Annotated in this window: 10 protein-coding genes and 1 pseudogene; 5 read left to right on the top strand and 6 right to left on the bottom strand. The window is 44.9% G+C overall.

Annotated features, from left to right (window positions below):
* From T538_RS18825 to T538_RS0106105, 3 genes and pseudogenes are all read right to left on the bottom strand, one after another.
* Positions 1–209 (bottom strand): annotated as a pseudogene (locus tag T538_RS18825) (IS1380 family transposase); the annotation flags it as partial.
* A 69-nt stretch (positions 210–278) separates the two neighbouring features.
* Positions 279–494 carry a hypothetical protein gene (locus tag T538_RS18820; RefSeq protein ID WP_031532687.1) on the bottom strand — a complete coding sequence of 72 codons (216 nt, stop codon included), beginning with the start codon at positions 492–494 and terminating at the stop codon, positions 279–281.
* Between the two features lie 239 nt (positions 495–733).
* On the bottom strand, positions 734–1,480 hold the full coding sequence (locus tag T538_RS0106105; RefSeq protein ID WP_031532686.1) for a polyprenol monophosphomannose synthase: 747 nt from the start codon (positions 1,478–1,480) through the stop codon (positions 734–736).
* A 78-nt stretch (positions 1,481–1,558) separates the two neighbouring features.
* On the opposite strand from T538_RS0106105, the gene mfd reads away from it, so the two are divergent.
* The 3 genes from mfd to T538_RS0106090 all read left to right on the top strand — a co-directional run bounded on the left by mfd (position 1,559) and on the right by T538_RS0106090 (position 8,004).
* Positions 1,559–4,924, top strand: coding sequence for a transcription-repair coupling factor (mfd, locus tag T538_RS0106100; RefSeq protein ID WP_031532685.1), 3,366 nt, complete (start codon positions 1,559–1,561; stop codon positions 4,922–4,924).
* A gap of 172 nt (positions 4,925–5,096) precedes the next feature.
* The gene (locus tag T538_RS0106095) at positions 5,097–7,580 is read left to right on the top strand and encodes a pectinesterase (protein WP_155993029.1); all 2,484 of its coding nucleotides are present in this window, start codon (positions 5,097–5,099) and stop codon (positions 7,578–7,580) included.
* Positions 7,581–7,647: 67 nt separating this feature from the next.
* On the top strand, positions 7,648–8,004 hold the full coding sequence (locus T538_RS0106090) for a helix-turn-helix domain-containing protein (protein WP_031532683.1): 357 nt from the start codon (positions 7,648–7,650) through the stop codon (positions 8,002–8,004).
* A gap of 61 nt (positions 8,005–8,065) precedes the next feature.
* Here T538_RS0106090 and T538_RS0106085 read toward each other — a convergent pair whose 3' ends face one another.
* From T538_RS0106085 to T538_RS0106070, 3 genes are all read right to left on the bottom strand, one after another.
* Positions 8,066–8,884: a leucine-rich repeat domain-containing protein gene (locus T538_RS0106085; protein WP_031532682.1), complete on the bottom strand. Its 819-nt coding sequence runs from the start codon at positions 8,882–8,884 to the stop codon at positions 8,066–8,068.
* A 409-nt stretch (positions 8,885–9,293) separates the two neighbouring features.
* Positions 9,294–11,231 carry a TonB-dependent receptor plug domain-containing protein gene (locus tag T538_RS0106075; protein WP_051655914.1) on the bottom strand — a complete coding sequence of 646 codons (1,938 nt, stop codon included), beginning with the start codon at positions 11,229–11,231 and terminating at the stop codon, positions 9,294–9,296.
* Positions 11,232–11,267: 36 nt separating this feature from the next.
* Positions 11,268–11,669, bottom strand: coding sequence for a hypothetical protein (locus tag T538_RS0106070; RefSeq protein ID WP_031532680.1), 402 nt, complete (start codon positions 11,667–11,669; stop codon positions 11,268–11,270).
* 149 nt (positions 11,670–11,818) lie between these two features.
* On the opposite strand from T538_RS0106070, the gene T538_RS0106060 reads away from it, so the two are divergent.
* Together T538_RS0106060 and T538_RS0106055 are read left to right on the top strand one after the other, a co-directional pair.
* Entirely contained in the window at positions 11,819–12,196 is a 378-nt protein-coding gene (locus T538_RS0106060) for a RidA family protein (protein ID WP_031532679.1), read from the top strand.
* A 248-nt stretch (positions 12,197–12,444) separates the two neighbouring features.
* Complete coding sequence (locus tag T538_RS0106055) at positions 12,445–13,152, top strand: SGNH/GDSL hydrolase family protein (RefSeq protein WP_031532678.1); 708 nt, start codon at positions 12,445–12,447, stop codon at positions 13,150–13,152.
* Positions 13,153–13,164 lie beyond the last annotated feature (12 nt).

Raw genomic sequence — 13,164 nt, 5'->3', positions numbered from 1 at the left:
AAACGGCTTGCTCCGCACCAGACACCTGCGAACAAGCCCAATATGAGCTGTATCGGCTTATATCCTCTATTGGAACCCTGGACAGGAATACAGCATTTCTCCAGTTGCTCTTCAAAATGGCATTTCTCTAGCATCTTCAGAAAAAGTGAAAGGCCTCCGAACGGGGTGATTTCCTTGTTCACGAACTTTATATCATAGTCACGCATCATCTTCTTATGTTTTTCCGCGTGGTAAAGGTAGTAAATTATTGAAGGATAGCCTAATACAACCGATATTTTCTAATGGCGGTCATTGGAAAAATAGACATGCCTAATTTCTAATGACCGATTTGGGTTTATGAACTGCTCGCCTAATTTCTGAATCTTTTCGTATTCGGCTGCGGCTTTATCGCTTAAATATATTTTGTTCTTCTCTGGAAAGAGATTCTTTATCTGTGCCCGACAAACCGTCGTCTGGAATGCGAGAAACGAAAGTCCTAATAGTATTTTCTTCATGATTTTTTCTGATTTTGTTTGTGCAAAAATAATAAAAAATCAAAATGCATAGCCTGTAATAAAAGAAAAATGTCTGCCGAAATCCCGTGGGGGGAGATGGCAGACATCGTGATTTTGATTTTAGTGATAGTATGTGTTATGTTTCAGATTTTCAGCATTTTTATGCTTTCTTACGCTCAAGTTCCTGAAGTTTTTCCATCGTTACAATGTAACAATAATGAACTCTGATGTTATTCCGTCTATCTTTTGTACGACTTGAACCAACTGTCAAGACGGAGCCTCATCACTCCAAACACGGCCTCGCCAAATATTCCGCTGCTCATCTTGCTTGTGCCGAGAACTCGGTTTATAAAGATGATTGGCACTTCTACAATCTTGAAGCCGTATTTGTATGCCGTAAACTTCATCTCAATCTGGAACGCATATCCCTTGAAACGAATCTTGTCGAGGTTGATGGTCTCGAGAACCTTTCGGCGATAGCACTTGAATCCGGCTGTCGTGTCGTTTATCTTCATTCCGGTAATGATGCGGACGTATTTTGATGCGAAATAAGACATCAAAACTCTGCCCATAGGCCAGTTTACGACATTCACACCGCTCACATATCTTGAGCCGATGGCAACATCGTTTCCATCAACCGCGCAGGCATTATAAAGTCGCGGCAAATCCTGCGGATTGTGGCTGAAATCGGCATCCATCTCGAAAATATAGTCGTAACCATTCTCTATTGCCCACTTAAAGCCGGTGATGTATGCTGTGCCAAGTCCCAGTTTGCCTGTTCGTTCAATCAGAAATAGTCTGTCGGTAAATTCCTTCTGTAAGTTTTTAACAATCTGTGCCGTACCGTCGGGCGACCCGTCGTCGATAATAAGAATATTGAATTTCTTATCCAAGCCAAAAACAGCCCGAATTATGTTTTCCGCATTCTCCTTCTCGTTGTAGGTCGGGATAATAACGACACTGTCAATCTTGTTCAAATCATCCATAATGTTCACAAAATAGGTTGCAAAAATAGACAATAATTTTCATTTTTACGAAATTTATGTTGTATTTTTGCACGAGTTATGAATATTAGTGAATTAAGCAATCATTACCAGCAGCATAGCGGATTCAAGGCGCTGGTTGATGCCATGCAAAAACCTTCGGTAAAGAAGATTTTTGCAAGTGGCGTGTGCGCTTCGTCGGTTTCGGTCATGCTTAGTTGCCTTAAAGGAACGAAAGGCATAAAGGATAACTTCGTTTTTATTCTGTCGGATGCCGAGGAGGCTGGCTATTTCTATCACGACCTTACACAGATTCTGGGCGAGAAAGACGTTCTTTTCTTCCCTTCATCATACCGAAAGGCAATAAAGTATCATCAGAAAGATGCCGGAAACGAAATTCTGCGCACCGATGTGCTTAGCCGACTGCAAGCCTGCGAGAACGGCAATCTGATGATTGTGACTTATCCCGAAGCTCTTGCCGAGAAAGTAATCTCGAAGGCTGATATGCAGCAGCAGATGTTCGTGATGAAAGTGGGCGAGAATCATAACATGACAGAGATTGAGAAAAGCCTCATCGGCTTTGGATTTCAGCGAACCGACTATGTTTACGAACCGGGGCAGTTTGCCGTCCGCGGAAGCATCCTCGATATTTTCTCTTTTTCTTCGGAATATCCATACCGAATAGACTTTTTTGGCGACGAGGTTGACAGCATCCGCGTGTTCGACGTTCAAAGCCAACTTTCTAGCGAGAAACGCGATTCTGTAACCGTGGTTCCCGAACTTAACGAATGTGATGCCGAGGGAATATCGTTCTTCAAATTCGCAGGCGAAAATTCGTGGCTCGTAATGCGCGACGATGCTTTCGTAACCGACTTTGTCGACAAGATTTACGAAGAGGGATTCGTAAAACAGGCGGTTATCGAGCAGGGCGAAGACATACGCAAGGACAAACTGCTTCTGAAAGGCTCGGAACTGGCTCACGATATGCTCGGATTCCGCAAGATTGAATACGGCATCAGCATGACAAAGACGAAACTCTACGATGCCATAATCTCGTTCGATACTACCGAACAGCCAATCTTCCACAAGAATTTCGACCTTGTATATTCGTGTTTTAGCGAATATCTTGACAAAGGCTACACAATATATATTCTTGCCGACAGTCAGAAGCAGATTGAACGCCTTGGCAGCATCTTCGAAGAACTGAGTTCGCGAGGTAGAAAGATTGAATTCACAGCCATCAACAAGACCATCCATTCAGGATTTACCGACAATACGATAAAGGCTTGCTTCTTTACCGACCATCAGCTTTTCGACCGATTCCACAAGTACAACCTGCGAAGCGACAAGGCTCGAAGCGGAAAAGTAGCACTTTCTCTGAAAGAGATTAATCAGTTTGAACCAGGCGACTACGTTGTTCATGTAGACCACGGAATAGGGCAGTTTGCCGGCTTAGTTCGTGTCCCTAACGGCGACAAGACTCAGGAGATGATTAAACTTGTGTACGGCAATAACGACGTGGTTTTCGTCAGCATTCACTCGTTGCACAAGGTTAGCAAATACAAGAGCAAGGACGGCGAGCCGCCACGCCTCAACAAACTCGGAACAGGCGCATGGGAGAAACTGAAGGACAAGACGAAGACAAAGATTAAGGACATCGCGCGCGACCTTATAAAACTGTATTCAAAGCGCAAGGAGGAGAAGGGATTCGCCTTTAGTGCCGACACCTTCATGCAGCACGAGTTGGAGGCAAGTTTCCTATACGAAGACACGCCCGACCAACTAAAGGCTACCAACGACGTGAAGGCTGACATGGAGAAAGACACCCCGATGGACAGACTAATCTGCGGCGACGTTGGTTTCGGAAAGACCGAAGTGGCGATGCGCGCAGCCTTCAAGGCGTGCTGCGACAACAAGCAGGTTGCCGTTCTTGTGCCTACAACGGTACTTGCTTATCAGCATTTCCAGTCGTTCAAGAAGCGAATGAAGGATTTTCCTGTAACCATCGAATATCTCAGTCGGGCACGAACCGCAACCGACACAAAAGATATTATCAGGCGATTGGCAACAGGCGAAGTAAACATCGTTGTCGGAACACACAAACTGATTGGCAAAAACGTAAAATTCAAGGATTTGGGACTGCTAATCATCGACGAAGAGCAGAAATTCGGCGTAAGCACAAAGGAGAAACTCCGCCAGATAAAGACGAATGTAGACACGCTTACGATGTCGGCAACGCCAATTCCGCGAACGCTTCAGTTCTCGCTCATCGGCGCAAGAGACTTGTCGGTAATCCAGACTCCGCCGCCAAACCGTTATCCTATTCAAACCGAACTTCACACCTACGGGCACGAGGTTATTGCCGATGCCATAAAGTTCGAACTAAGCCGAAACGGTCAGGTATATTTCGTAAACAACCGAATAAACGGACTCGTTGAGATTGAAAAACTGATAAACAAGTATGTGCCCGAGGCAAGAGTATGCGTGGCACACGGACAGATGCCGCCCGAAAAACTGGAGCAGATAATCTACGACTTCGTAAATTACGACTACGATGTTCTGCTGTCAACCACAATAATCGAGAGCGGAATAGACATTCCGAACGCCAACACCATAATTATAAATCAGGCGCAGCACTTCGGACTTAGCGACCTTCACCAGATGCGCGGACGCGTGGGACGAAGCAACAAAAAGGCGTTCTGCTATCTTCTTGCACCGCCGCTAAGCGCACTTCCGCAAGAATCGCGCCGCCGTCTTCAGGCCATCGAGAATTTCTCGGACCTTGGCAGCGGAATACACATCGCCATGCAAGACCTCGACATTCGCGGAGCAGGCAACATGCTCGGCGCAGAACAGAGCGGATTTATTGCCGACCTTGGATACGAGACTTATCAGAAGATTCTGAAAGAGGCGGTAAAGGAACTCAAGAACGACGAGTTTGCCGACCTTTATGCCGAAGAGGCGAAAAAGGACATCAAGGCTTCGGAATACGTTACCGAATGTAACATTGAGAGCGACATAGAGATGCTGTTCCCAGAACTCTACATTCCAAGCAGCAGCGAGCGTATGCTGCTCTACCGCGAACTCGACGGACTCGATACCGACGAGCAGGTTGATGCCTACAAAAGCCGACTGGAAGACCGATTCGGGCAAGTGCCTCAGGAAGGCATGGAACTGCTGCGTATTGTTGCCCTCAAGCGCATTGGCAGACAACTCGGCATAGAGCGCATCCTGCTAAAACAAGGCAGCATGAGCCTCTACTTCGTAAACAATACAGAAAGTCCTTACTTCCAGAGCGAGGAGTTCGGAAAGATTATCAATTACATTACAGTCAATCCGCGCAGATGCCAACTTAGGGAATCGAGTGCCGGAAAGCGCAGCATCGTCATCAAGAACATCCCTACTGTCGAGAAGGCAGTTGAGGTGCTCAGACAAATTATTTCTTAGCCGCGAGGTGATATTTAGATTGCAAAAATGGTCTTTTTCAATAAAAATAAGGTTCTGAAATCAACTTTTCACATTTTTTAACTTTTTATTTCAAAATAATTTTTATATTTGTGCAGTTTAGATAAAAGGAATCAAAAACCACGATAAATTGTAACATCAAATGTATGATAATATGAAAAGACTTTTTTATACATTTTTTATAAACTTTTTACTATCGAATAGCGTGTCGGCTCAACATAAATTCACATACAGAACTGAAAAATTAACGACATGCGATTCTATCTTCCTTGTAGACCTTTCACTCGACAATGAGGCGAACAAATTCGTCTTCGACAACGTGAGGGATGCTCTGAAGATGGCAGAGAAAGTCCGTGCGAACGGATTGAAAAGGAAGATAAGGATATTCTTCTCGCCAAACGTTTACTGGGTAGACGACAAGGACGACAACAAGATTGTAACGCCTGAAAACCCAAACAGCGGAGTAGCGAGCGGCATAGAGATAAAAGCCGGGAATATTAATATGATAGGTTTGACAGGTAATCCGGAAGACGTTGTAATTGCCGGAAACCGTGGAGAAAAATATGGCGCAGACCGAATGTACACTATGTTCGACTGGGTAGGCGATGACCTGACGATGGAGGATCTGACCTTCGGAAACTTCTGTTCCATCGACCTCGTATACAAACGTAACCCCGACCTCGACCACGAGAAGCGAACAGATAGGGTTACTGGCGCAAAGATTGCGATTGTAAGGGGCGACCGCATTCACCTGAAGAACTGCATATTCAAGGGCGGAAAGAACACGAGTCCGTTTAACATCATAAACGGCGGAAGACATTTTCTCGAAAACTGCACAATCATCTGCGGAGAAAACTCACTCCCGGCCAATGCGGTATTCCTGAACTGTAAGTTCACGTTCAATACAGACAAACCGCTGTACAGTCCGATGCAGACTGGAGTAGTGTTCCTGAACTGCGACTTCAGCACCAACGAGTACAAGCCATTCGTTATGCGAAAGGGCGGTCCGGCAACGATGATTGACTGCCGATGGGAGGTTTCGCACCTGAGAAACGAACTTATATACTGGACTCAGACAGGACAGATTGACATGCGCGCATATCTGTCTAACAATACAGTTAACGGCGACTCGATGAAACTGTGGGTTGGACCATGGATTCCGGTCGACATAACAAACAAACCTCTGCTAAGAGCATACAAACTGGCAGACGGCACATACAACATATTCAACCTGATGCGCGGAGAGGATGATTGGAATCCAACGAAGCAGAATACAGAGGGGTTGAAGAAAATACCAACGCTACTGTCTGTAACACAACGACGTATACAGTTGGAAAACGAGGTCGACGAGGTTAACATCGGAGCAAAAGCCTATATGTTCTCAGACCTCAATAACCCAGTGCCAGCAAAATTGACATGGGATTTCGAAAAACCTTCATACAAAGAATATCTGCGTATTACGCAGGACGACCAAGGCAGATGTACCGTAAAAGGAATAAAGGAGAACGAGAACGAGAAGAATGTGACCTTCATTAAGGTAACATCGGCAAACGGACTCGAATCCTCATCACGAATCAACATTTATCCGCGACAACTTCCTCCGCCAGAGTTTACCAAAACTCCTGAGCTGAAGAGAGTAAAAGACGAGCTGGTTCTAAACTATAAACTGAATCTGCAAAACGGATTGCGTGACGAAAGCGTGATTAAATGGTACAGATGCGTAAAAGACAAGGATGGAAATCCGGTAAAGGACAAGTGGTATCTGACTGCCACGACAAACGTGGTGGGCGAACCGCATAACAGATACAAACTTACCCGTGCCGACGAGGGCTACATCATCAAGGCATCGATTGCAACCAAGCACCAGCGATGCGAAGCCAACCCTCAGGTGTGGAGCTACACATCAGATGTTATACGCAACGCGCCAAAGCAGATTAGCTACGACGTAAACGTGAAGTATCTGCCAACTCAGGTGCAGCCCGACATCGTAGACGGCGTTTGGACTATGACCGTAAACAAGCCTGCCGACACAAAGAAGTACAAATGGCCTGTTGAACGCCAAGACTCGCTCGTATGGCTCTACGACATGGGAATCGACGGCGCGGCAAACTCATACGGACTGACATTGGCACATCGAGGCGCAAGAATGATGTTCACTCCGGTAAGCCACATCATGTACAAGGCAATGTCCATTCAGTTTGATGTTGACCCTTGCAAGGAGATTGGTCAGGGATTCGCCGGAAACAACGGACAGTACATGGATTTGTACATAATGTACAACAACCGAACAAACAGCGGATACGCACTCCGAATATTCCGCGATAAGGATTACGACCATGCCGTAAAGATGGTGTTCCTGAAGTACACAAACGGAGAGTACGAAAAGGTTTGCGAGCCTGTTGCAGTTACAGGATTCCGCAGAGGATGCCACATAAGCGTAGAGATGAAAGGCAAAAAACTGACGGCAAGCCTTACAAACAAGGTTCAAGTTCCGTACGACACCCTCGGAATACCGGCAGAAGCATCGCTCACGGCTGTGGTTGAGCCATCTACATTCGGAGGCTTCGGACTTCAGCACACAGGCTCGATAGGTGGTTCGGGCATAGTGATAAAGGGTCTGAAACTCGACTGGAAATAGAATAGGAGAGAACGGTGCATAGTGTGCCGACAAAAATAAGAAACGTAAATATATAAAACATTTTTTTATGAATCTGACAAAAATAAAATCAATAGCCGCAACAAAGAGAATTACTCTCAAACAGGTTGCCGTTGACGCAGGAATAACTCCTACAAGGCTATCGAGAATTATTAAACTGAACACAACAAGCCCACGAGTGCTCGAAAGAATTGCAAGGGCACTCGACGTTCCGGTAACAGTCTTCCACGAAGAAGACGTTGAGGAAGAAACAAAGGAGGTTGCAGCCGTTACAAACGACCAGAATCAGGCAATCTATCAGTCAAACCTCGAACTCGAAAACAGAATTCTGAAGGAGCACCTCAGAAGAATCGAGGCAATTAACGAGCGTTTGCTGAAGATTATCGAGAACGGCGACAAGAAATAAAAAGATTCTCTCAAAAAAATAAGGCGATGAAATCAAAAAATGTTCATCGCCTTATTTATGTTTATTCTTCTCTTAATTTCGAATGTAAATTCTCGGCAAGCATACTGCGGAATTTTTCCGATGTTCCTCTCGGAATGACGATGCTTTCCAGACTTCGGCATCCTGCAAAGACCTTCAGGCCGATGCTGTCGATGCTCTGCGGAAGTTTTACCGTCTTCAGGCTCATACAACCGAGGAAAACCTCGTCGCTGATGCTTGTAACGCTCTGCGGAACGGTAATGCTCGTTATGTTGATACATGCTCGGAACGCGCTCTTTCCGATTGTAGTGACACGACTTGGAATATCAAATGCCTTTACACTTGCACAATCGAAAAAGGCTTTCTCCTTAATTGTCGTAACCGTACTTGGAAGTGTAAGCGATTCGAGGCTCACGCAATTGCAGAAGGCTTCCTTCTCTATTGTCGTAACGCCTTCGGGAATAGCATATTTCAGCATCTGCTTTCCGGCAGGGAAACAGATTAGCGTCTTTTTATCGCTCGTGAACAGTATTCCGCCATCGCTTATGAAATACATATTTGATGTCTCAACTTCTATGTTCTCAAGATTCTTGCACGAAGTAAAAACGCTGTTACCGATAGTCGTAACGCTCGGCGGAATGACGACCTTACGAAGTTCGGAGTTTGAACCGAAGCCAACCTCCATCTTAAAAGCATTGTCACAGATAACCGTGGTGCGGTCTTTCACGCGATACTCACGCAAGTCGGCAGGTGCCTTGAGCAGCCTTTTACCGTCCTTGCTATACAAAACTCCTCTTTCGTCCTTAACACCATTCTCTAAATCTTCCTTAGTAACTTCAGTAGAATTGTTGCCATCGTACAATGCGGATGTATTTGTGTTTGGAAATGTAGATGTGAAATTCTCAGCATTTGCAGTACTACAAAACACAGCAAATAGAAGCAGTAATTCGTTACCACATCGAGTGTGCTTAATTTTGTTGATCATCGCTAAATAATTTATGGTTCTTAGATTATATTGCAAATATACGAAAAAACGGAAACCAACCACAATTTAAAGTTCTCAGTTTTACGCTCTTGGAACTCAAATCGTCACTTTTTAACATTTCAATGATAAAGGCATTGAAAAATGCAAAGTCGATGATGCAATCAAAGATGTTGCACAACATAAGAAAGACGCCTCGCTTTCCTATTTTCGGATAAAAACGAGACGTCTTATTCTAATTTAACGATTATTTTTACTTATATGTATTAAATAATCGCAGATTCATCTATCAAAACTGAAAATTCCACTTTACACCACCCATAAGCCACAAGCCGGGCTGCTCTACATTTGCCAAATCGTAATACTTGTGGTTTGTCAGATTGCTTGCCTGAACGTAGACGCTACAATCCTTATGCTGCCATTGAACCTTCAGGTCGAGTACGGCATACGTTCCGAACGGAGTAAGAACACCTGTCGTCTTTCCGCCTTCATACTTCTCAAAACTGCCGTTTCGGTTCTTCAGTCTGAAATCCCATTGAGCCTCGATGTTGCCGACGATACGATGGGCGAGAGATGCCGTTAGTTTATGCTTCAGATAGTCCATGGCGTAGTTGCTGCGATAAACTCCAGCATCATCCTTTCGCTCCTGATGAATGTAGCAATATGCCGCCGAAAATCGCTTCAGAAAAGACGATTCGCCCCAAATCTCGCCAAAATTCACAGCCGATGCAAGTTCAAATCCCATATTATTAAGGTTGAAGTTGGCAGAATGATACGAATCTTCGGCATTGTACTTAACCCAATCTATCATGTCCGTGCCATGACGGTAGAATGCCTTTGCCTGCATCTGAAAGGCTGGGACGGAATAACTCGCTCCAATGGTGAAATCGGAGTTTTTTTCGGGTTTCAGACCGATATTTCCGTTGATTGTCGGACTTTTGTAATACAAATCGGTAAACGTAGGCATTCGCAGAGCCTGATTGAACGAAGCATACAGTTTTAGTCCCGAAACTGGTCGCCAAGCCACATCAACGCCCGGATAAAGGCGATAGCGATAATCGAGCGCCGTATTCATATTGGCTAAAAGTCCAGCAGAAATTGTGATTCGGTCGAGAATAACGTTGTGCTCAAGATAATAACTAATGTTCGTTCGGTTGTCGCCGTTCGTATAGAAGCCGTCGTTTCCCGGAATTCGGACGTACATTTTCTCGTCGAGCGGCTTACCCAGACTGCTGCTCAGCACGCCCTCGTTTCTGACTTCCACGCCGAAAGCAGTCTTACCCAATCGCCAATCGGTGTACGCGCTCAAATCGGCTCCGTAGACATTTACCTGATGAAAATTCTCGTAAACCGAAGGATTCGTACGGATAAGTACATAATCGTCGTACGAACGATTCCAGTAAACCGAAGACATGAAGTGCAACTTGCCTTTCGTCTCGGCAGAAACAGACATCATCAGACGCTTGTTTTCCTCGTACTGATTGTTGTAAGCCGCACTATAAAAGGTGTTTGCGCCATAGTGCATGTTGCTGAAGCCAGCCTGCCACTTGACATCAAAATCGCGTCCCTGATATCCGCCGTTCCAGAACAACTGGCCTTTTTTGAAGTCGCTATTGTCCGTTCCGCCATCGCTCCGCGAATATCCACCGCTCAATCGGTTCGTCGTTCCGCCCGAAACATAACCGACGTGTGCACCGCCAGTCACAGTTCCAAACGAACCACCGCTCAGATTTACGCCCACGTTACTCTGCTTTTCCTGCTTTGTAACGATGTTTATCGCTCCGCAGAAAGCCGACGAACCATACACACGCGACGCTCCGCCTTCGAGTACCTCGATGCGTTCGATATCATTGACCGAAACAGGCAAATCTACGGTAAGATGTCCCGTCTGCGGATTGCTGATGTTCACGCCATTCAGCAAGAGCGTCATCTGGTCGCTCGAACCGCCATTCACGCCAATATCGGTCTGAACTCCACATGCGCCGCGCTGACGCACGTCTACACCTGCCACAAGTTTCAGAAGGTCGTTCACACTTTGAGCAGACGAAGCCTCAATCTGCTTACGGTCAAGTACTTGAACCATTCTCACGGAACTTTTCATATCCATACGTGCTCGCGTTCCTGTTACCTGAATTTCGTCGATGTTGTACTCTGCCACATTTTGTGCAGCAACAGATAGGGGCGACAATCCTATAAGAATCGTCGCCAACTTGAAATTATTTTTCATTCAGTTCTTTTGTATATTAAGTAAAAATATTGATATTTAATAAGATAAGGTAGGCACCTCTACACCGCATCGTGTCTGCCTTTCGTGTGCCGAAAGCAGTTTTCCGATATCAACATCTCTTATTTTTTGCTTAATATACAAATGGCGTTGCGCAGCTTCGGCAACGCTGTTGCAGAGGAGAACTTCCTCCGCTAGAAGACACAGACCTGTCTGTTCTTCTTCCAAATCGAATTCGTCCATTTCATCGGCAGATTCAGACTCAATGCCAGCCACGCTCATCATGGCGGTTGCAGTCTGCGGACAAGCATAAGTCAAGGTGAGCGCGCTTAGCACACCTATATGTATCTGCTTTCCCAGACTTGCAAAGGCTGAATAGCCTTTTTTACTGAACTGATGAAAAGTGAATACTTTTGGGTTGTTAGACTCTGTTTTTTTCATTTTCCTGTTTTCCTTTTATGAAAACGCTGCAAAAATAGTATAATCTTTTTGTTTGTCAAAAAAAATTAGTATTTTTGCGTTGTATTTAGTTTCTTTCTTAAAAACAAAAGCTTTTCCCGTCAGGATAATTAAAAACAAATAAAAATAGAATGAAAAAGGTAGTTACAACCCAAAATGCTCCTGCTGCCATCGGTCCGTACAGTCAGGCTATCGAGGTTAACGGAATGTTGTTTGCATCAGGTCAGATTCCATTGGATCCAAAGACAGGAACATTGGTTGAAGGTGATATCAAGGCTCAGGCACGTCAGGCTTTGACAAACGTTAAATCTTTGGTCGAATCGGCAGGCTACAGTTTGTCGAACGTTGTCAAGACCACATGCTTTCTTGCCGACATGAACGATTTTGTAGCATTCAACGAAGTCTACGCTGAATTTTTCGAGCACGAGGCTCCGGCGCGTTCTGCAGTTGCAGTTAAGTCGCTTCCGAAAAATGCACTGTGCGAAGTCGAAGTTATTGCAGTTCTCTGAAAAAACGTACGCAATAAATATAAAGATGGTAATTCATGTTACCATCTTTTTTATTTATCCCTATTCTGGTATAATCACGATTATGTTAAATAGGATTTATAGATAATTCTTTCTCCCCGTGCCGAGGAATCGCATATTTCTTCAGAAAAGAAAATAAAACACTGAATTTAGGAATGTCGTAACGGTTTTGTTGCTATCTTTGTAATCAGAAATAAAAATCTTAAACTATATAAAATAAAACAGAAAAGATGAAACATTTTTTTTCAGCATTAGCAATCGGCGTGTGCATGCTGGCGTTCTCACATTCGGCAAGCGCACAGAAAGATTCAGTTAGAGTTACGATTTTTGGCGACAGTTATTCGACTTTCGAGGGCTACATTCCATCAACGCACGAGCCTTGGTACGCTCCCGAAGGCAGCAAATGGCACAAGAAGAACAACGACGTCAAGCAGGTTGAGCAGACTTGGTGGTGGCAGGTTATAAACCAGATGAAGTGGAAACTCGAAATAAACAATTCGTGGAGCGGCAGCACCGTTGGATATTACGGCTACCGAAACGAGAACTACGATTATCGCTCGTTCAACACGCGCGTTCCTTATCTTGGCGAACCTGACATCATTCTGTGCTGTTGCGGAACAAACGACTCGTGGACTGGCGAACTTTGCGGCGAGTACAAATATGCCAACTGGACAGAGAGCGACATGTGGTATTTCCGTCCGGCATTTGCCAGAATGGTCAGCAACATTCGCCAGAACTACCCTACCGCAAAACTCTACATCATCATTAACAGCGAGTTGAAGCCAGAACATACTGAAACAATGCAAGTTATAAGCAAGCACTACGGAGTTCCATGCCTTCTGCTTCACGACATCGACAAGCAAGGCGGTCACCCGTCACAAGCCGGAATGAAAGCCTTTGCAAAGCAGGTTATCGACTTTGTAAAACAGAACAAATAAGACACAGAAAGA

This window comes from Bacteroides sp. Ga6A2 (assembly GCF_000702225.1).
Taxonomy (GTDB): Bacteria; Bacteroidota; Bacteroidia; order Bacteroidales; family Bacteroidaceae; genus Ga6A1.
The sequence above is the reverse complement of the archived record's forward strand: the minus strand, read 5'-3'. Positions and strand labels throughout refer to the sequence as shown.